We start from the raw sequence: 18,241 nt of genomic DNA, 5'->3' as shown, positions 1-18,241 counted from the left end.
GATCTGCAACGCCACGCAGAACTTCTGGCGTTCGGCGGAGAACCTGGCGCTCGTCCCGGTCACCGGCACCAACCGGTGGGCGGTCGCTGAGGCGGCCGGCCGCCTCCTGGAAGCCGTCCCCCGACGAGCCTGGAGCGGGGTCCCCGGAAGGCGGCCCCCGGTGTGCTTGGCCCAGCGAGCAGTGCACCCGAGCACCGTTCTTTCCACGGCGTTTCGGCCGCGGCGGACCCGACCCGGTGCCGGGTGCCGGACTTCCCCGCCCGGAGCGGAGCCCTGACACGGGACGATCTCGGACCGTGAGCCCCGTCAGGACGAGAGGGCGCCGAGCTGCCGCAGCAGCGAGAGGACGTCCACGACACCCCGCACCTCGGCGATCCGCCCGCCCGTGAAGCGGAAGATGAAGATCTCGCTGTAGGAGACGGTCTTCCCGGTGGGCGGCACACCCTGGTACTCGCCCCGATGGGTCCCGGTCACCGTGTTCCTGACGACGACCTTGTCGCCCTCCGAGATCGTCTCCTCGGTGGTGACGCGGATGTCGGGGAACGCCCGCAGAAGCACCTCCCACACCCGCTTCAAGGCCTCCGCCCCCGTCAGCCCCATCGGCACCGGCGCGTGGAAGAGCAGATCCGGCGCGACGAGCTCGTCAACGGCCTGGAAGACGAGGTCCAGGCTGCCGCTGTTCACGGCGGAGTGGAAGCGGTGGAGCGTCGCTGTGTTGCTCGCTGTTCCGGCTGCCGACATGTGCTCTCTCCTCTGCTCCGTACCAGGTGTCTCGGCAATACGACGACACGGCCACCGGGAATGTGACACGACGCCCGGCCACCGTGAGGCGATGATGTGCGGGTGTTCTACGAGGACCTCAGCGAGTACGACTACCTGGACGACGACACCTTCACGGATCCGGAGTCGAACTTCCACGGGCTCTGGTACCGCCCCGCGTACACCCGCCTGAACGTCGGCTGGCTGGCGGCCGGCAAGCCGTACTCGACGGGCCCGGTCCCCGACGGGTTCGTGGAGAAGCTGAAGGCCGTCCAGCGGGTCCAGTGGATGAACGTCTGCCTGGGCGTGCACGAGTGCGACCTGTGCCCGGCGGGGGACGAGCCGCCCCCGGAGGGCAACGGGGAGCTACGGATCCCGGGCGACCCCGGCATCGCCTACGCCGCCCCGTCCCTCGTCACGCACTACGTCACCGCCCACGGTTACCGCCCGCCCCGGCCCTTCGTCGACGCCGTCCTCGCGGTCGACGTCGACGCGTGGGCCTCCGCACGGTGGCCCGACGTGCCGTTTCCCTGGGTTCCGGGGGACGCGGAGCGCATGCTGGAGTAGGCGCCGGGGCGCCGTTGAGGCTCCGCCTCAGATGGACGACATCCGTTTCGTAGAGCCGGCCGGGTGCTCCCGGCCTGTGCCGGGACGGGCCAGGAGCACAGGTCCAGCAGTTGCGTGAAACTGCATCCCACGACCACCGATTCCTCGAACGCATGTCCTGGCTGGTCCCCCTGCGGGTGATGTCCTGACCCGGCAGAGATGCTTCCAGCAGTGTGGCGCGATGGCGACCTTGACCCGTCTCCGTATTGCCTGATGCTCTAGGCCAGTTGGGCGCTGGAAGTCGGGGGAAACAGGTGATCGCAAAGCTGTCCGGGCCGGGCGCGGACGTGTGGACGGCTCACGGATGAGGGCGCGGCGCGGGGCGGTGATCGCCGTCGTTGCCGCCGGCGGTGCTGTGACGACGATGCTCGTGGGGCTTGTGACCAACGCGGTGTCCGAGTCGCAGTGGCCGGGCTGGCTCGGATGGTTGCAAGAGCACGCCTGGCTGTCGTTCGTCGTACTCGGCGCTGCCATGGTCGGGTTGTCCGTGCTCTTGGCGGCCCTCTCGGAGACCGGTACACCGACAGGAGCACCGCGCGCTCCCTTACCGGGACCGGACGACGGAACACAGCCCCCGGGAGCAGCCCTGGTCCTGCGCTCATTACCGCGCGACACGGCAGCCTTCACCGACCGCGGTGCCGAACTGGACGCACTGGTGCGATCCGTGCGGGAGTCCCAGGACAACGGCACTGCCCTGCCCGTCCATGTGATCGACGGGATGCCTGGCGTCGGCAAGACGACATTCGCCGTCCACGCGGGGCACGTTCTGTCCGAGCGCTTCCCGGACGGGCAGCTCTTCGTGAACCTCAACGGGCACACGACAGGCCGCGCTCCGGTGCAGGCCACCGAAGCCCTGGCCTCGTTGCTGGCGGCGACCGGCGTGCCGGCGCAACAGATCCCCGTGGGCGACGACGAGGGCGCGGTTACCGAGGCACGGGCCGCGATGTGGCGCAGCCGCCTCGCCGGAAGGAAAGCACTGCTCATCCTGGACAACGCGGTCAGCTATGGCCAGCTGGAACCGCTGCTCCCGGGGGGCCGTGACTGTCTCGTACTGGTGACCAGCCGGAAGCGGCTGGCGGCGTACGAGGAAGTGGTCGTATCGGTGGACGCCCTGCCACCGGACCACGCGATCGACCTCTTCGTACGGCTCAGCGGCCGGCCGCCGGAATCACTCGACCGCGGGGTGATCCAGGAGCTGGCCGCGCAGTGCGGACACCTTCCCCTCGGCATCTCGCTGCTCGCGGCACGACTGCGTCACCACCCGTCGTGGAGCGTGCGGGACCTGCGCTCACGGCTGGTGGCAGCCGGCAACCGGCTGGGCGAGTTCAGGGCCGGGGAACGCGGCATCGCGGCCACCTTCGAGCTGTCGTACCGGGACCTGGGACCGGGACGGCAGCACTTCTTCCGGTGCCTCGGCTGCTATCCCGGAACCGACCTCGACGCCCATACGGGGGCGGCGCTCGCAGCGGTCTCGGTGAGCGCCGCACGGGAACACCTTGATGTCCTGTACGACGCCCACCTGATCGACGAACACCCCGGAAACCGTCACCGGCTGCACGATCTGCTGCGCGACTACGCCCGCGCTCTCGCCGACGAGGAAGGCACCATGGAACACACCGAGGCAGTGCGGCGTGTGGGGACCTACTACCTGACCGCCCTTGCCGCGGCCAACCGGCACATCCTGCGGGGCGGCGCCCCCGCACCCACGGTCCCCGACGGCGGTGCCCGCCTGGAAACGCCGCCTCTGACGTCCCGCTCCGAGGCACTGGGCTGGCTGGAGGACGAGCGGGCCAATGTCCTGGCCTGCATCCGCCGTGCGAACGGGCTGGGGCTGCACGAACTGGTGGTCCGTATGGCCGCGGCCATGGCGCCGTTCCTGCGGCAGGCCGGACCGTGGGACCAGGCCGTCGGCCTCCACAGAACGGCAGTGGAGGCCGCCCGGCAGACCGGTGACCGTCGTGCACTGGCGGCGGCGCTCACCGAGTCGGGCGTCATCCGGCGCTTCATGGCCGCCTACCCCGAAGCGATCGAAGCCCTGGAGCAGGCGATCACCGAGTACGAGGCGGTGGGCGAGAAGCGCGGCAAGGCCGAAGCGCTCAACCAGCTCGGCATCGTCCGGTACATGATCGCCGACAACGAGGCGGCGGCCGAGGCGCAGACCGAGTCCCTCGGTTTCTACCGGGAGGCCGGCGACCGGCTCGGTCAGGCGAACGCCCTCGCCGACCTCGGTATGGTGCGTCGGCAGAGCAGCCGCTTCGACGCGGCCGTGGAGGCACAGAGCGAAGCCCTCACGATCTACCGCGAGCTGGACGACCGCTACGGAGAAGCCAACTCGCTGCGCGACCTCGGCATCGTGCACGGTCTGATGGGCGACTACGCAGCGGCGGCGCGCTGCCAGCACGAGGCGCTGGAGATCTACCGCTCCCTCGACGACCGCGTCCACCAGGCCTACGCCCTCAACGAACTCGGCGTCGTACACCGGCTCACCGGCGACTTCGCCCAGGCACGCCTGATGCACACCCGGGCCCTGGAGCACTACACGGAGCTCGGAGAACGCTTCGGCCACGCGAACAGCGTCCGCCACCTCGGGACACTCGACCGGGCGGAGGGCAGGGCGACCGAGGCCGTCCCCCTGCTCGAACGGGCACTGGACGCCTACCGCGAACTCGGCAGCCGCGGCGGAGAGGCAGCCACCCTGGGAGAACTGGGGGCAGCACGCGCACTGGCCGGAGAGGAAGAAGGCGCCGCCACAGCGTTCAGGGAGAGCCTTGCGATCCTGCGCGCCCTCGGTGACCGCTGCGGTGAGGCCCAGGTCCTGAACCACTACGGAGACCTGCTGCGTGCCTCCGGCGACCCGACGGCCGCCCGCAGCCACTACACGGACGCCTTACGGCTGGCCAGGCAGGTCCGCTGTCCCCTCGAGGAAGGACGGGCGCTGGAAGGCGTGGGCCGCTGCGACCGCATGACCGAGGGCCCCGCGCGTGCCGCGGAATCACTGCGCGAGGCACTGGAGATCTTCCGGCGCCTGGGCGCGGACACCGCGGCCGACAACGTACAGGCGCTGCTTGCCGCGCAAACGGGCTGACCGGGAACCATGGCCGGATTCCCCGTGCCCCGGACATCCCCGCCGCTGCTACCTTTCGAGCTGATGCCGCCCTTCGCCACCCGCCGGTGGTCACGCCACGAGGAGCGCCGTATGCCGCCAGCGTCCGCCCCGCACGCCGCGACATCACCGGACGGCGACCCCACGCGGGGAAGTGCCGTTCTGGCCCGTGTCGAGTCCCGTGTGCGGCAGCGGCTCGAAACGGAGCGGGCCGCCGCAGCCGCACGGACGGACGGCAGCGGTCACGCCGCCTCGCTCACCCGGCCGTGGCCCGCTGCGAGCACACCCGCTTGAAGGCTCACAGCGAGGACGCCGCGCCTTTCACGGCCTTCATCCTCAAGGTCGCCAACCGCTGCAACATCGACTGTGACTACTGCTACGTCTTCAACTCCGCCGACCAGGCATGGCGGCACCTGCCCGCCCGGATGAGTACGGCCGTGGCCCGGTCCGCCGCCCACCGGATCGGCGAACACGCCGCAGCGCACGGCCTGTCCGCCGTACACGTGATCCTGCACGGCGGCGAACCCTTACTGGCCGGCCCACGCCATACGGCCGCCCTGCTCGCCGCCGTGCGGGAGGGCATCCCCACCGCCACGACGGTTCACTTCGAGCTCCAGACCAACGGGACACTGATCACGGAGGAGTGGCTCGATCTCTTCGAGGAGTACGGGGTCGTCGTGGGCGTCAGCCTGGACGGACCGCAGGCCGCCAACGACCGCCACCGGCTGACGCGTTCACTGCGTTCGAGCGTATCCTCCGCCGTACGCGGCATTGAGCTGCTGCGCTCCCGCCCGCACCTGTTCGCGGGCCTGCTGGCCGTCGTCGACCTGGCCAACGAACCGGGCGAGGTCCATGACCACCTGGCCTCCTTCGAGCCTCCGGTGATCGACTTCAACCTGCCGCACGCCACCCACGACGAACCGCCGCACCGCAACGATCCGGGCCTGCCCGAGTACGGGATCTGGATGAGCCGCGTGTACGACGCCTGGCTGGCCGGTGACGGGAACCGGCACAGCGTCCGGATGCTGGAGGACATCGTGGCCCTGAGCTCCGGGGTGCGGAGCTCGGTGGAGACCATCGGGCTGGCCCCGTCGGCGAGCATCGTCATCGAGTCCGACGGAACCATCGAGGACGTCGACACCCTGAGGTCCGTCGAGGAAGGCGCCTCCCGGCTCGACGCCGACGTGCACCGGCACTCCTTCGACGCGGTACGGCGGCACCCGAAGCTCGCACACCGCCGGCCCGGAACGGCCACGCTCGCCGAGAAGTGCCGGGCGTGCCCACTACTGGAGGTGTGCGGCGGCGGCTACCTCCCGCACCGCTTCAGCACGGCCCGCGGCTACCGCAACCCGTCGGTCTACTGCGCGGACCTCGAGTACCTCATCCGCCATGTCCAGGGCTCCCTGCGGCACCATGGCTGGCACCTGAGCCCGGACCGTGCCACCGTGCCGGAACCATCCGTGGACGCGGGCGAATGAAGAGACCGAGGAACAGGAGCTGTCGATGACCGTGACGATCCGCCCCGCCGACAAGCGGGACGTAGAGGCCTTGGCCGAACTGATCGAGGAGATCGAGCGGTTCTACGGATCGACCGACATCCAGCCGCTGGAGGAACGCCGGACACAGGTGGAGGAGGCCTTGTTCGGCTCGCCGCCGCTCGCGTCCGCACTGGTGGTGGAGGACGCGACCGGTGAACTGGTCGGACTCGCCGCCTACTCCTTCCTCTGGCCGGCCGCAGGCTCCTCCCACTCACTGTTCCTGAAGGAGCTCTACGTCCGTGACACGCTCCGCCGCCAGGGCGTCGGCTCCCGCCTCATGAACGAGCTCCGCGCGCTGGCGGCGGCCCGGCCCGGGTGCAGCCGGGTCGAGTGGATGACGGACCGGGACAACCCCCACGCCCGGGCCTTCTACCGGACGCTGGGCTTCACCGAGTTCGACGGGAAGATCGTGTACCGGGTGGACGCCGGGGCGGTGTGAGCGGTGACCCAGGCGCCCGGTCGGTCCAAAAGGCGTTGCCGGGGCTCGCCGGGCCGGAGGAAGATCTCCTGCTGAAACGCGAGAGGGCCCACGAGGGGGACCGCATGGAACCGTCGGAACTCCGCCGAGCCGTTGAGGCGGCACGGGCTACGGCGTCGGACCTGGGCCTCGCGGTCGACGACGTGGTCGTCATCCACAACTCGGACCGCGTCGCACTGCGCCTGCTCCCTTGCGACACCCTGGCCCGGGTCGCACCCCCGGGACATCTGGCCGACTCCGAGTTCGAGGTGGAGGTCGCCCGCCGCCTCACCGGCGCCGGCGCTCCGGTGGCCGAACTCGACCCCCGCGTCGCCCCGAGGGTCCACGTACGCGACACCTTCGCCATCTCCCTCTGGACCTACTACGAACCCATAGGACCGGAGATCGCGCCGGCCGCCTACGCGGCCGCCTTCCTACGGCACCACGCCGCCCTGCGCCGCACCGATCTGGACGCACCGCACTTCACCGACCGGGTCACCGCGGCACTGAGAGCGGTGAACGACCGCGAGCGGTCCCCCGACCTGCCCGACCCCGACCGCACACTCCTCAGCGACACCCTCACCGACCTGAGCGCCGCCATCGGCTCCGACGCGGTTGCCGACCAGTTGCTGCACGGCGAACCCCATCCGGGCAATCTCCTGAACACAAGGCGAGGCCCCCTCTTCGTGGACCTCGCCACATGCTGCCGCGGCCCGATCGAGTTCGACCTGGCCCACGCGCCCGAAGAAGTGGCGACCCACTACCCGGGAGCCGACCAGACCCTGATCCACCGCTGCCGCGCCCTGAACTGGGCGATGTTCTCAGCCTGGCGCTGGCGCGCAGCCGACCAGATGCCCGACCGATCCCACTGGCGAGCCGAGGGCCTCCATCACGTACGCACCGCCCTCGGCCGCTGCGGACCGGGCTGATTGGAGAACGTTTCGGCCACGCGAACATCGACGCTATCCTCGCCGTCGACAGGGCATGACCTGCGAATATCCCCGTAGTCGTTGCGATATAAAGTACCTCTCGGGAGAAACGGCCCCACCGGGAGCCGTGACCATGGTCCGGCCCGGGGAGAACCGAGTGGCGAGAAAACGCAGGACCCCTGTGTCGGTACGCGGCCACAAGCGCCGCCTGCCCAACGGGAGAACGACGTACGTACGTCGGCACACCCGGACCTACTGGACCGGGCGGAAGCCCCCACTCGCCGTGCGCAGGCCGGAACGCTCCACAGGATCGGCACGACGCGTTCCGACGCGATCCCCCTCACCGAAAGCTTCGACGACCACATCGGCCAAGCCGACGGAGGCAAACGCGGCCTGTGGCGCGTGGGGGTGCTTCGGCATTCTCGCCACTGCCATGATTCTCGCCTCGCTGATATCGGAGGACGGTGAGCAGCCGTACCTGTCCGTCATCGTTTCGGTTTTCGTCGTGGCGGTGGTCGTGGGCTGGCTGTGCGGTCGCGCCTTCTCACCCAGCACGGCCCAGGGACGGAGGCGGCTGGCGACAGCCAGGTGGATCGCGCTGGCCGCGGGCATCTCCATCGCGGTAGTGCCGGTGCTGATGTGGGAGGCAGCGTCCGACACTGCGGAACTGATGCCCCTGTGGCTCAACATCATCCGAAATCTCGGCATGGGCTTCCTCCTGGCCTGGGCGGCCGGCGCGCGAAGGGGAGTCCGCCGTGCCGCTTCGGCGCAGAGCACGTCTCCCGAGTCATGCTCGCCACAGGATGAGGCTGTTCGGAATGATCGGACCGCCGACCCGGAGGGACACACCACCCCGTCCCACTAGGGATGAAGGGCCGTAGGCACGACACGAGGATGAGACGGGTAAGGGGTCGGGAGCATCACGCGGGCACGGTCGGCTGCTGCCGTCTCAACCCCTCCACGAAGAAACGCCACGCACCGGCTTCAACGGAGACGACAGAGCCGTCCGCGTTCTTGGAGTCGCGTATGAGCACGCCGTGCGTGACATGGGCGCACTCCACGCACTCGGTCGTGTTCGCGCCGCTGTAAGACGACTTGAACCAGGCCAGCTCACGAGGGACAAGAGAACGGGCGGGCATCTACAGCTCCTTGCGTGCGCGATGGATCAAGGCGGAGGAAGCCTCCATGTCCAACGCTTGTGCGCGGAGGTACTCGAACGCAAGTCTGTATCGCTCCAACTCCTCGTCCTTCTCCAGGAAGAGGGAGCCGGTGTGGAAGTCCACATAGACCACGTCGAGGGCTGACTCCGTACCGCCGATGATCACGAAGCTGCCGAGAGCGGCGCCATGGGCCCCGTTCGAGAACGGCAGCACTTGCAGTGTGATGTGTGGTGACTCGTTGACTTCGAGAAGCCGCCCGAGCTGCTCCTTCATGATCTCCGGCGAGCCCACGACCCGGCGGATCACGGACTCATCGAGGATGGCCCACAGCCGGAAGGGCTTCGGCCGGGTGAGGATCTCCTGGCGCTTCATGCGGATGTCCACCAGCCGCTCGATCTCGGCTGGTTCCAGCGGGATCTCGTTGGCCTTCTGCAGAGCGGTGCTGTAGGCGCGCGTCTGGAGAAGGCCAGGCACGTAGACGCAGGAGAAGTGGTCCTCGCGTACGGCCTCGTCCTCAAGGGTGAGCAGCAGGTTCATGCTCTCCGGGATGGAGTCGGCGAACGAGCTCCACCACCCCTGCTGCTTGGCGTCTTTCGCCAGGCGCACCACGGCTTCCCGCTCGGCATCCGTGGCTCCGTACTCACGGCACAGCGCGTCCACGACGATCCACTTCACCGGCCCCGCCTGCGTCTCGTACCGGCTGACCGTCGCCTTCGATACGCCGACCAGGCCGCCGGCCTCCTCCAGGGTCATCCCTTTGCGAGCACGCAACTTGCGCAGCATGGCGCCGAGTTGGCGACGGCGTGTGGTGGTCCGTACGGACATGGAACTCCTCAGGCGATCACCCGGGCAGGCGCTCGGGGTGTGAACAGGCTAGGTAGCGCGGCAGCCGGCTCACTATGCGATTCACTCGATCGAGGCTCGTGAGAAGTTACACAGCGAGAGTTCTCTATGTCATTCTCGGTGACGGACCGCTACGCAATGCAGCCGTTCGGATACGGCAGGCGCAGCATGCGCGTGGCACGGGAGGGAGAACCGCTTATGCCTGGGATCGAGATCAAGGACCGTCAGCGCCGCTGTGTCCTGCCTTTCGAGGCACTGCCGACGGAAGTACGCCTGCTGCGGCGGGCCGCCGCCACGCAGCTCGGCCAGTGGGGCGTGCCGACCGCCTGCGACGCGACGCAGCTCGTCGTGACGGAGCTGGCGACGAACGTCATCAAGCACGTAGGTGAGGGCTCGCCGGCGACTCTCATCCTGGAGTGGAAGCGCGAGCGGCTGCGCGTCGAGATGCACGACAAGAGCAGCTCGCTGCCCGCACTGCGTACCGTCGGCTGCGAGGCGGAGTGCGGCCGCGGCCTGCACATGCTCGCCGCCATGGCCGTGGACTGGGGGACCGCCGTCACGGCGCTGGGCAAGGCGGTGTGGTGCGAGATCGAGCTGGGATCGGATGCTGTGTGCCTGCGCATGGAGCGGGCCATCGACGCGCTGGAGGGCTACCGGGAGCGCGGCGGGTCCGTCCTGCACGGGCGGTGTGAAACGGCTCTGGAGGAGTCGGCAGTCGAGCTGATCGCCGACCTGCTGCACTGGACGTCCGCACGAGGCCTGGACCCGGATGACCTGCTGGACCGGGCGCAGATGCACTATGAGGCCGAAGCAGACGCTGCCTAGTGAGTGGTCGCCGCAGCAGACTTTCGCATCAGCTCCCGCAGAGCGGCCGGTGTACGCCAGGATTCCCCGGGACGGCTCCTGTGGCACATGCGGTGGCAGTTGGCACACAGGCATGCAAGGTCGTCCAGCCTGGTCTCTCTGACTCCGGAGACGTAGAGAGGAGTGACGTGGTGCACTTCGATGTAGCCGTTGCCCAGTTCTCCGTAAGCGCGAGCGAAATCGAAGGTGCAGATCTCACACCGCAGCGGGAGCCCTTGACGCCGTACGTGCTCTATCTTGCGAGCGCGAAGGCGGGGGTCCCGCTCGCGGGCGAGCGCCCGGCGGACGAGGAGGCGCCCCTCGATTGCCGCCGCTCCTGTCTCGTCGACCTCGTCGGGTTGCGGCGGAATGAGATGCAGCTCACCAGAGCTGATGCTTTCCGTGAGGGCTTCAGCTGCCTGGCACATCTCAGCTTCACGCTCGGTGAAAGCCTGGATCATGAGCAGGGTCGGCCTGCCGCATCGTGTGGCCTTGCCGGTGTACGCGCTGTGGTTCGTCATGAAGTCTGTGGTCTTGCGGCTCACGCTGTCCGGGGACCTGAAGCCCGGCAGAGCACGGGCTTCGGCCGTATGGAGCGGCAGCGAACGCAGCAACCCCGAGAGCTCCTGGACCTCCGGGTCCTTGGTGCGCAGCTCGCGCCAGCCGTTCCTCACGACCAGGGCCCCAGCCAGCACAAGCTCATCCTCGGTCCAGGCAGGTATCCGCATGAGCAATATCGTATAAGTGTTCGGTGTGACGGAGGGTGCGTTCAAAAAACAGCGGGGCGTGTTGCACACTTGGTCGGGTCTCGTTGTCAGTGGGGTCTGTCACCCTCAGTGATGGTGGATTGCACGATGTGTCTGCCGCTGTACGGCTGTAAGGAGGGGGCATGACCCGCATGATCCGTAAGAATGAACTCAAGTACACCTCAGTCGAGATCTGCGCTGGGGCCGGAGGGCAGGCTGTCGGCTTGCACAACGCCGGCTTCAAGCATGTTGCGTTGATTGAGATCGACAGGGATGCATGCCAGACCTTGAGGGCCAACACTGAGGGCAATCCCGAGTGGGAGGGTTGCCAGGTCATCGAAGCTGACCTCAAGGTTTTTGACTCGGCCTCTTTGGGGTTGAAGCCTGGAACACTTGATCTCCTGGCCGGTGGAGTGCCGTGCCCTCCGTTTTCTGCGGCTGGGAAGCAGCTCGGGCGTGATGACGAGCGCGACCTTTTCCCGACGATGCTTCAGCTCGTCGACGATCTAGACCCCAAGGCTGTGATGATCGAGAACGTGCGGGGCCTGCTGGACCCGAAGTTCGAGCAATATCGCCAGGACATCATCAAACAGCTGGAGTCTATGGGGTACGAGAAGTGCTACTGGGACATCCTGGAAGCGAAAGATTACGGGGTACCCCAGCTACGTCCTCGTGCCATCTTGGTTGCGATGAAGCCGAAGTACGCTCAGCACTTCGAGCACAGAAAGCCGGAGGCAACCAAACAGGTAAGCGTGGCGGAAGCCCTTGAGAATTCGATGCAGGCGCGGTATGACGCCGTAGCCGCAGACCCTCGCGCTGACGAGGCGTTCAAGAAGTGGTATGGGAAGGCGCTAAAAGGCGTCGCTCCGACGGTTGTTGGCGGTTCGAAGAAGCATGGTGGCGCCGACCTCGGGCCGACGCGAGCAAAGCGGGCCTGGGAAGACCTCGGAGTGTGCGGGCTTGGGGTTGCTAATGAGCCTCATGAGATGAAGGACGTGGAGCGCGACTTGTTCGCGCCCGCAGGCCCTAAGCTCACAGTCACTCAGGCGGCTTTGATTCAAGGTTTCGACGAAGACTGGAAGTTTTCCGGGCGTAAGACGGCTGCTTACCGGCAGGTCGGGAACGCGTTCCCGCCGCCGGTGGCAAAAGCTGTTGGCGAACAAATCTATGCAGCATTCGAGGCCGCAGAGAGGGAGCAGCTGCGCTCAGATACGCCTTCGCTTACTGTTTCTCCTTCCTAAGACGGGCCACTGTTCCTGCGATCTTGAGGGCGCAGTCCTCTGCTGCTTCATGCTCCCAAAACCGCAGCACGGTCCAACCGGCGGCTTGGAGGCGTTCGTCGGTGTCGCGGTCGCGTGCCACATTGCGAGCCACCTTGTCGGACCAGTAGCCGGGATTGGTCTTGGGGGCAACATAGTGGTCAGGGCAACCGTGCCAGTAACAGCCGTCAATGAAGACCGCAACTTTCGCCGGACGGAAGACCAAGTCGGCCGTCCGGCGAAGTTCTGGCAAGGGCCTGGCCGCGACGCGGTAGCGCAGGCCTTGAGCGTGTACAAGGCTCCGCACCAGACGCTCTGGTGCGGTGTCACGACTGCGGATTGCCTGCATGTTCCGGCGCCGTGCAGCAGACGACGCCCACGAGCCGGCCGGCGGAGACCAGTCGCCTTCGGAACCGGAGGGGGCATGTGGTGGTGTGTCCATAGCTGCTTGGTACTTACCAGGTTGCCAGAGTCGAGGCGAGTTCCTCGTAAGGGCGGAGACGCCCCTGGCCGATGCACTCTGCCAGGTCATCCTTCTGCTGCTTGCTGCCCACCGCAGCTACCGCAGCCTGCAACGCATCAAAGGCGATGTGATAGACGGCGTCGACCTCACCAGTACCTCGCGCGATGGCAGCAATCCTGCTTGGCATAGGTTCAGCAGTTACCGTGACCAAGTGCGGAAGACGGCCTCGCCTGTGACGAATCATCTGCAGAAATTCATGCCGGATGTTCTGCACGCGGTCAGACCGGATTGTCCATTTACAAGATACGGCTGCATGCAGGAAGGGCTTTACTTCCTGGGCGGTCAATACTTGAGAAATGCCGACGGTGACATCAGGCTTAATGAGGTAGTCAATTCCCAGGTCTGTACGGAGAGTAGGATTAGCTCTCACGGCGTCTGCGACCTTGCGGAGGTGGGAATACTGAGAGAAGTCCGAGATCACCTTCTTGTGGTCAACATGCCAGAGTCGATGCTGATCTTTCTCGGGCAGTGAGTTAGCCAAATCGATGCTGACTCCTTGCTCCAAAGCGGGGCCCAAATTTTCTGGCGCGTCTAGCGGAATAACATCTGCTGTGACGCCAAGGAAATTGAGAATTTCGCCAGCCAGTGCCTTCGATGCGCCACTGTCGCTGTCGGCGCTATTAGGGACTAGTTCCCCCGTTTTTTTGAGCTTTTTCCAGCCGAGGAGATTGGTGGCGAATGACGTACCCATATTCAATCCTGCCTATTTGGTGTGTGATGGGGGGTGAAGGAGCTTCCTCGAAAGGATCGGCAGGGGTGAGGAGAGCTCGCTCCTGCCCATCCAGAATGGTGCACCGCGCTCCCTGATGCTGTGGCCAAGGGCAGCAAAGCGCGTTCCCTTCTTAGAAGATCAAGTTGTCGGGATGGTGACCTCGTTACTGTGACGCGAGTCCTTGGCGCGGAAGCGCACCAAGCGGCGGTCCGTGCTGGTGGCTGACCTCGGCGGAATGAGAGTGAAGGCCATCACGATCTTCGACGGGTCGGCGGCACCGTTACGGACAGCCGCGCGGACACTGTCAGGGCTGTTTCCCTCCACTACCGGATATACCAGCATGACTCCGGTCCTGGGCCCGATCTTCGTGTCTGTTCCAGCGGCGCCCTCGTTGATGAGTCGTTGCGCCGCGGTGCGGTGCTCGACGCTGGCGATACGGCCGAAGGAACTCTTGCCGTCCTGGATGCTCCGTCGGACCAGGGACAGTGGGGCCGAGCCGAGGACGCTGGCGTCGACACGGTTGTCCGAGGCCAGGCGGGGTGAGATGAGCAGCCAGTCATCGACCTGCGCAAGAGAGCCGTCAAGCTGACGGAGGTAGGTCAGATGAGGGTCGAAGTACCGGGGACGCTCCCACTCGAGCTGAGACAGCACGCTGATGAGCTCACCGTGTGTAACGGTTCCGGTGAGTGCCGTAAAGGTCCGTGTGAGCGTGCTCGAGTTGTCCGGAGGATTGCTGAATGATACGGGGGTGGTGTCCAGCGCTTGCACCAACGGCCGCCAGCGCTCGGTGTTGCGCTTCGCGATGGTGCTGTTCAGCGGATACGAGGCGGGCTCGATGGGCCGGCCTGGAGACCGGATCTCGACGAGTTCCGCGTTGAACATCTTGTTGCGGGCTGAGGGCTTGAGCCAGGGCAGGTGCTGTGCCACCAGAGGCGGGATCTGCACAGGGGTGACCTGGGGTTGTCCGTCCACCATCTCGGAGTACCGGGCCAACTGCTCCCGGAATGTCTCCTCGTCCCGGCAGACGGCTTCGTACGCCTCGTAGAGGTCGACGTACTTGTCACGGCCGAACGGTTCCTCGCGGCCGATGTACAGCCGGACCAGATCCCGGTATCCGGGGCGGAAGCCGAACCATCGCCCCATCTGCATCAGCGTGTCGCCCTGTTGGGTGGTGCGACGGTAGTAGGTGACGGTCAGGCCTTCGACAGTGAAGCCGCGGGAGAGTTTCGTGCCGCCCACGAGGATCTTCCAGACGTTCGGTGTCCGGTCGAAATCCAGGTCGAGCTGGGCGAAGTAGCGGTCGGTGTCCCCGTTCACGACGATGACCGGCTGGCCTCCGCTGCCGATGCGCTGGCGTGCGGAATGGACGTACGGCCGCAGCTCGTCATAGGAGGACGGCGCTGGGAGGGTACTGGCTTGAGCTGCGCTTACTGGTGCGAAATCTGCCTCCCAGAGCGCCGCGAGACGCGCATGTCCCACAGCAGAGCTGTAACCAGCCTGGTGCCAAATGGAGTTGATGCGCAGAGCCAGATCGGCGTGGTCATCCTGGCGTACGGACTCGTGGGCGAGCATGGTGTGATGCCGGAAGGCGGCCTCGGCTACGCCATGGTCGGCCCGATAGAGCTTCAGGGCACCGGACAGGACAAAGGCATCCATGGCCTCCTGGAGCCTGTCTCCTGTGGAGTCGTAGATTCCCCGCACGTGAGCCTTCTCCTGGGAGTTGGCGTACGTACGCTCCTTCACCGGGATAGGCGAGTTCAGGTCATGGAAATCCTGGACGCCCATATAGCCGGCCGGGCGGGGCAGGGAGATCAGGAAGTCACTGGGGAAGAGGTCCATGTCGTCGCCAGGGTCGATGAAGACGTTGGCGAAGGGAGTCGCGGTGTAGCCCACGTACTGGGCTCGCGGCAGCAGACCCAGGAGCTTGGATATCAAGCCGTTGATGGCCGTCCGCTCGGTCCTTCCCCGTTCCCACTTCTTCGGGTCCGAGGTGTTCACGGAGGCCTGGTCGGACTCGTCGTCGATGATGAGGGTCGGCAGTTCTCCCAGGATCCCGTGGACCTGCTTGAGGTCCTTGACGAGGTTGGTGAGAACGTTCTTGTTCTTCTTCACCACGAGGACCCGTGCCGCGGCGTGGTGGAGGTTCGCCGGATCGTGCAACGGGCGGGTGGGGACGCGCTTCTCGAACTCCAGCGCCCGGATGCCCTGGGCCAGGCCCTTGTAGTCCTTGTCGCGTGTCGTCAGGCGCTCGATGTCGAAGGCGCCGAGCGTGGAGGGACGGCCGCCGTGGCGTACGAACTTCGGCCAGTCCTCGTCGTCGCCCACGTAGTCCACACCGACCAGGGAGTCGAGGTCCGTGACGTCGGCGCCCCGCAGGATGTTCTCCTGGCCGATCAGCTCCATGTCCAGACGCCGCTGGGTCTGGGCGCGCAGCAGGTTGAGAGTGCCTCCCAGGACGATGACGAGACGGTACCCGGCGTCGATGGCCTTGGCGGCCACCCCGGTGAAGTTCGCCGTCTTGCCGGACTGGACGTAGCCGACGACCAGGCCCTTCGCCTGGCGGGCCGACGGCTGTTCCGGGTCGGTGAGGCGTTCGACCACGGCCCGGCTCGCCTGGTCGAGGCCGGCGACGGCGGCCTCGGACCACCCCTTGTCACGGAGCTTCTGCTCGTACGCCGTCCAGTAGAAGGACCGGGCGGCCGCACGCTCGGCGGTGTACCACGGGGTGAAGCCCCGTGTGATCACCGTTGCGCCGGGCACCTTGGCCACGGGTACGGCCTCGTCCAGGGCCTTGCGGAGTTCGGCCCCGAACCGGAGCCGTTCGTACGCCACGGTGCGCCGCTCGTCGGTGCGGGCCTGAGAGCCTGCTCCCCACTGCGGTTCCTCCGCGAAGTCCCAGGCGGTCAGGTGACGGCTCCAGAGAGCGGTCAGCGCGTCGTCACCGCCGACGAGGAGGGAGCGGAACAGCTCCTCGCCCAGGTCCGCGTCCGGGTGGTGGTCGTCTGCGGCGAGCGCCGCCCAGCGTTCGAAGTGGCGCGGCATGCTGCCCATCCCCGCCAGCGCGGAGGTGTGTATGTCGAGGAGCACGCCGGACGGAGTGTTGGTCATCTCTTGTCCTCGGTCAGGGGGCGGAGCGGGAGCGGCGAGGGGTCAGTCGGCCGCCTGTGTACGGCGCTCGCGGTGCACGCCCGCCGATGCCAGGAGGATGGTGTTCCAGTAGTCCACCCGGTCCTGGCGGCTGCGCTCCCAGCGTCCGAGGCCGAAGCAGTCCTCCAGCAGCAGGTACAGCAAGGCCTTCGTCACGGGCGCGTCGTTGCTCCCGCCGCGCCGTCCGTCGTTGAAGTCGTTGCGGAAGGCCTTGTTGAGGAGGACGACGTTGTTCTCGCGGTCCAGGTCGAAGAACTTATCCTGGGGCAGCGTGGCCCAGGTGAAGGCGATCGGCTCCTCGCCGGGCTTCTCGGGCAGCTCCTCCTTGATGACCCGCTTGATCTTCGGGTCCATGCCCTTCCCCGGAGGCGTCACCGGCTTGCGCACGATCTCCGTACGCTTCGCGCCCTCCCGGTACGTGGCCTCGGCGTCACCGAGGTACTGGTGGAAGGTGTGTCCGGAGGCGTCCACGGCCTGCTCGACGCCGAGCGTGAAGGCGGGCGTGACGGTGACGCTCTCCTTCTTGACGTCGAGGCTCAGGACGCTGTTCCCGTGGGCCGGGAGGTCCACGGCCACGCGGGCCAGGGCCAGGTGCCCCTCGGGGTTGCGGAGACCGTTCCAGCCGCCGGCCTGGACGAGGCGGTCGTTGCGGTAGAAGTAGAAGCCCTGGCGGTCGGCCAGGGAGCCGATCTGCCGGAACCCGGCCTGCTTCGACTTGGCGGGCCAGATGTGCGCGGTCAGCCGGACGTCACCGAGGCCCTCCACGGGGGCCGTGAACGTCCGGGGGTAGCGCGCCTTCCCGGGCACCTTGTAGCCGAAGGGGTCGAGCGCCTCGACAGCGATGTGGTCCACTTCCTCGCCGAGCTCGCCTTCAGCGCTGCTCACGTCCCATACGGCGATGTCGAGCTTGAGGCCGTTCTGAAGGAACCGGTGCAGGTAGAGACCGAGGTGTGTCTCCAGGCGGGCGATCGCCTTCGACAGGTAGTGGTCGCTCTGGCCGGTCGTCACGGTTTCGAAGGCCCGTACCTGGTCCCATCGCACGATCGTGCCGTGCCACTCGATGACGCCGTCGTACCGGTCCACGAGTTCCTGCGCGTAGCGGGGATCGACCGTGTCACAGCGGAAGCCGTCCTCGATGCCCTCCGCCGTGAGGCGGCGTCCCGCGGCGCGGCTGCGCTTGGTGCGGCTGACCACGGTCAGCGAGGAGGCGTGGGAGAGCGAGGCGGCCTTCAGGCCCGTGCCGTACATGCCGAGGGCGCTGTCGCCGTAGTCGCGCCGCCGCCCCACCGTCATCGCGGCGTCCAGGCCGGCGTCGTCCATGCCCTTGCCGTTGTCGATGACCAGCAGGGTGAGGATGCGCTTGGCGTCCCGCAGGAAGTGCACGACGATCTTGTCGGCGCCGGCGTCGATCGAGTTGTCGACCAGGTCGGCGATGGCGACCTCGAAGCCGTACCCCTGATTCGTCAGAGCCTTGGCGTAGCCGGCGTCCGGCGGCAGGTGGGTGCTGCCAGTCGTGGGGACTTCGTACTGCCAGACAGTGCCGGGCTCGTAAGGCATGTGCTTCCTTTAGACACGGGTTTGGGCCTGCTGCATGAGCGGCGGCCCTGCGGATCGGT

At 67.0% G+C, this 18,241-nt stretch carries 17 protein-coding genes; 9 read left to right on the top strand and 8 right to left on the bottom strand.

Features of this window, described 5'->3' with window-relative positions; genetic code table 11:
• Positions 1-306: 306 nt before the first annotated feature.
• On the bottom strand, positions 307-741 hold the full coding sequence (locus tag AB0A94_RS08180; RefSeq protein WP_361740588.1) for an ester cyclase: 435 nt from the start codon (positions 739-741) through the stop codon (positions 307-309).
• A gap of 102 nt (positions 742-843) precedes the next feature.
• On the opposite strand from AB0A94_RS08180, the gene AB0A94_RS08175 reads away from it, so the two are divergent.
• The 7 genes from AB0A94_RS08175 (at position 844) to AB0A94_RS08145 (ending at position 8,257) form a co-directional block, all read left to right on the top strand.
• Complete coding sequence (locus AB0A94_RS08175; RefSeq protein WP_361740585.1) at positions 844-1,326, top strand: hypothetical protein; 483 nt, start codon at positions 844-846, stop codon at positions 1,324-1,326.
• A 343-nt stretch (positions 1,327-1,669) separates the two neighbouring features.
• Positions 1,670-4,450, top strand: coding sequence for a cyclophane-containing RiPP biosynthesis TPR protein HaaT (gene haaT / locus AB0A94_RS08170; protein ID WP_361740582.1), 2,781 nt, complete (start codon positions 1,670-1,672; stop codon positions 4,448-4,450).
• A 9-nt stretch (positions 4,451-4,459) separates the two neighbouring features.
• The gene (gene haaA / locus AB0A94_RS08165; RefSeq protein ID WP_361740579.1) at positions 4,460-4,762 is read left to right on the top strand and encodes a HaaA family cyclophane-containing RiPP peptide; all 303 of its coding nucleotides are present in this window, start codon (positions 4,460-4,462) and stop codon (positions 4,760-4,762) included.
• Positions 4,759-5,946: an FxsB family cyclophane-forming radical SAM/SPASM peptide maturase gene (locus tag AB0A94_RS08160; RefSeq protein WP_361740576.1), complete on the top strand. Its 1,188-nt coding sequence runs from the start codon at positions 4,759-4,761 to the stop codon at positions 5,944-5,946. Before haaA ends, AB0A94_RS08160 begins: the two co-directional genes overlap by 4 nt.
• 25 nt (positions 5,947-5,971) lie before the next feature.
• On the top strand, positions 5,972-6,445 hold the full coding sequence (gene haaN, locus AB0A94_RS08155; RefSeq protein ID WP_361740573.1) for a cyclophane-containing RiPP N-acetyltransferase HaaN: 474 nt from the start codon (positions 5,972-5,974) through the stop codon (positions 6,443-6,445).
• Positions 6,446-6,549: 104 nt separating this feature from the next.
• Complete coding sequence (locus AB0A94_RS08150; protein ID WP_361740570.1) at positions 6,550-7,392, top strand: aminoglycoside phosphotransferase family protein; 843 nt, start codon at positions 6,550-6,552, stop codon at positions 7,390-7,392.
• Positions 7,393-7,825: 433 nt separating this feature from the next.
• The gene (locus AB0A94_RS08145) at positions 7,826-8,257 is read left to right on the top strand and encodes a hypothetical protein (RefSeq protein WP_361740567.1); all 432 of its coding nucleotides are present in this window, start codon (positions 7,826-7,828) and stop codon (positions 8,255-8,257) included.
• A 55-nt stretch (positions 8,258-8,312) separates the two neighbouring features.
• On the opposite strand, the gene AB0A94_RS08140 is transcribed toward AB0A94_RS08145, so the two are convergent.
• Both AB0A94_RS08140 and AB0A94_RS08135 read right to left on the bottom strand, forming a co-directional pair.
• Positions 8,313-8,531 carry a DUF397 domain-containing protein gene (locus tag AB0A94_RS08140; RefSeq protein ID WP_361740565.1) on the bottom strand — a complete coding sequence of 73 codons (219 nt, stop codon included), beginning with the start codon at positions 8,529-8,531 and terminating at the stop codon, positions 8,313-8,315.
• Entirely contained in the window at positions 8,532-9,377 is an 846-nt protein-coding gene (locus tag AB0A94_RS08135) for a helix-turn-helix transcriptional regulator (protein WP_361740563.1), read from the bottom strand.
• A gap of 216 nt (positions 9,378-9,593) precedes the next feature.
• Here AB0A94_RS08135 and AB0A94_RS08130 point away from each other — a divergent pair, with 216 nt between their 5' ends.
• Positions 9,594-10,220 (top strand): ATP-binding protein, encoded by a 627-nt coding sequence (locus AB0A94_RS08130; RefSeq protein WP_361740560.1) that lies wholly within the window; start codon positions 9,594-9,596, stop codon positions 10,218-10,220.
• Here AB0A94_RS08130 and AB0A94_RS08125 read toward each other — a convergent pair.
• On the bottom strand, positions 10,217-10,966 hold the full coding sequence (locus AB0A94_RS08125) for an HNH endonuclease (protein WP_361740557.1): 750 nt from the start codon (positions 10,964-10,966) through the stop codon (positions 10,217-10,219). The genes AB0A94_RS08130 and AB0A94_RS08125 overlap by 4 nt on opposite strands.
• A gap of 170 nt (positions 10,967-11,136) precedes the next feature.
• On the opposite strand from AB0A94_RS08125, the gene dcm reads away from it, so the two are divergent.
• Positions 11,137-12,225 carry a DNA (cytosine-5-)-methyltransferase gene (dcm, locus tag AB0A94_RS08120; protein ID WP_361740630.1) on the top strand — a complete coding sequence of 363 codons (1,089 nt, stop codon included), beginning with the start codon at positions 11,137-11,139 and terminating at the stop codon, positions 12,223-12,225.
• On the opposite strand, the gene AB0A94_RS08115 is transcribed toward dcm, so the two are convergent.
• The 4 genes from AB0A94_RS08115 to AB0A94_RS08100 all read right to left on the bottom strand — a co-directional run bounded on the left by AB0A94_RS08115 (position 12,206) and on the right by AB0A94_RS08100 (position 18,182).
• Positions 12,206-12,685 (bottom strand): very short patch repair endonuclease, encoded by a 480-nt coding sequence (locus tag AB0A94_RS08115; RefSeq protein ID WP_361740554.1) that lies wholly within the window; start codon positions 12,683-12,685, stop codon positions 12,206-12,208. The two genes, dcm and AB0A94_RS08115, sit on opposite strands and share 20 nt — an antisense overlap.
• A gap of 13 nt (positions 12,686-12,698) precedes the next feature.
• Positions 12,699-13,457 carry an NgoMIV family type II restriction endonuclease gene (locus tag AB0A94_RS08110; RefSeq protein WP_361740551.1) on the bottom strand — a complete coding sequence of 253 codons (759 nt, stop codon included), beginning with the start codon at positions 13,455-13,457 and terminating at the stop codon, positions 12,699-12,701.
• Between the two features lie 159 nt (positions 13,458-13,616).
• On the bottom strand, positions 13,617-16,586 hold the full coding sequence (locus AB0A94_RS08105; protein WP_361740548.1) for a Z1 domain-containing protein: 2,970 nt from the start codon (positions 16,584-16,586) through the stop codon (positions 13,617-13,619).
• 42 nt (positions 16,587-16,628) lie between these two features.
• The gene (locus tag AB0A94_RS08100) at positions 16,629-18,182 is read right to left on the bottom strand and encodes an ATP-binding protein (protein WP_361740545.1); all 1,554 of its coding nucleotides are present in this window, start codon (positions 18,180-18,182) and stop codon (positions 16,629-16,631) included.
• Between the last annotated feature and the right edge of the window lie 59 nt (positions 18,183-18,241).

The sequence above is a fragment of the Streptomyces sp. NPDC044984 genome, from assembly GCF_040646935.1.
Classification (GTDB): Bacteria; Actinomycetota; Actinomycetes; order Streptomycetales; family Streptomycetaceae; genus Streptomyces.
This window is presented reverse-complemented; position numbering and strand designations above follow the sequence as displayed.

What these genes read in the sequence shown, in the direction of transcription:
- dcm (WP_361740630.1), top strand. Translation starts at nt 11,137, where the DNA reads ATGATCCGTAAGAATGAACTCAAGTACACCTCAGTCGAGATCTGCGCT.
- AB0A94_RS08105 (WP_361740548.1), bottom strand. Translation starts at nt 16,586, where the DNA reads ATGACCAACACTCCGTCCGGCGTGCTCCTCGACATACACACCTCCGCG.
- AB0A94_RS08145 (WP_361740567.1), top strand. Translation starts at nt 7,826, where the DNA reads ATGATTCTCGCCTCGCTGATATCGGAGGACGGTGAGCAGCCGTACCTG.
- AB0A94_RS08150 (WP_361740570.1), top strand. Translation starts at nt 6,550, where the DNA reads ATGGAACCGTCGGAACTCCGCCGAGCCGTTGAGGCGGCACGGGCTACG.
- haaA (WP_361740579.1), top strand. Translation starts at nt 4,460, where the DNA reads ATGGCCGGATTCCCCGTGCCCCGGACATCCCCGCCGCTGCTACCTTTC.
- AB0A94_RS08180 (WP_361740588.1), bottom strand. Translation starts at nt 741, where the DNA reads ATGTCGGCAGCCGGAACAGCGAGCAACACAGCGACGCTCCACCGCTTC.
- AB0A94_RS08135 (WP_361740563.1), bottom strand. Translation starts at nt 9,377, where the DNA reads ATGTCCGTACGGACCACCACACGCCGTCGCCAACTCGGCGCCATGCTG.
- AB0A94_RS08110 (WP_361740551.1), bottom strand. Translation starts at nt 13,457, where the DNA reads ATGGGTACGTCATTCGCCACCAATCTCCTCGGCTGGAAAAAGCTCAAA.
- AB0A94_RS08100 (WP_361740545.1), bottom strand. Translation starts at nt 18,182, where the DNA reads ATGCCTTACGAGCCCGGCACTGTCTGGCAGTACGAAGTCCCCACGACT.
- AB0A94_RS08140 (WP_361740565.1), bottom strand. Translation starts at nt 8,531, where the DNA reads ATGCCCGCCCGTTCTCTTGTCCCTCGTGAGCTGGCCTGGTTCAAGTCG.
- haaT (WP_361740582.1), top strand. Translation starts at nt 1,670, where the DNA reads ATGAGGGCGCGGCGCGGGGCGGTGATCGCCGTCGTTGCCGCCGGCGGT.
- haaN (WP_361740573.1), top strand. Translation starts at nt 5,972, where the DNA reads ATGACCGTGACGATCCGCCCCGCCGACAAGCGGGACGTAGAGGCCTTG.
- AB0A94_RS08130 (WP_361740560.1), top strand. Translation starts at nt 9,594, where the DNA reads ATGCCTGGGATCGAGATCAAGGACCGTCAGCGCCGCTGTGTCCTGCCT.
- AB0A94_RS08115 (WP_361740554.1), bottom strand. Translation starts at nt 12,685, where the DNA reads ATGGACACACCACCACATGCCCCCTCCGGTTCCGAAGGCGACTGGTCT.
- AB0A94_RS08125 (WP_361740557.1), bottom strand. Translation starts at nt 10,966, where the DNA reads ATGCGGATACCTGCCTGGACCGAGGATGAGCTTGTGCTGGCTGGGGCC.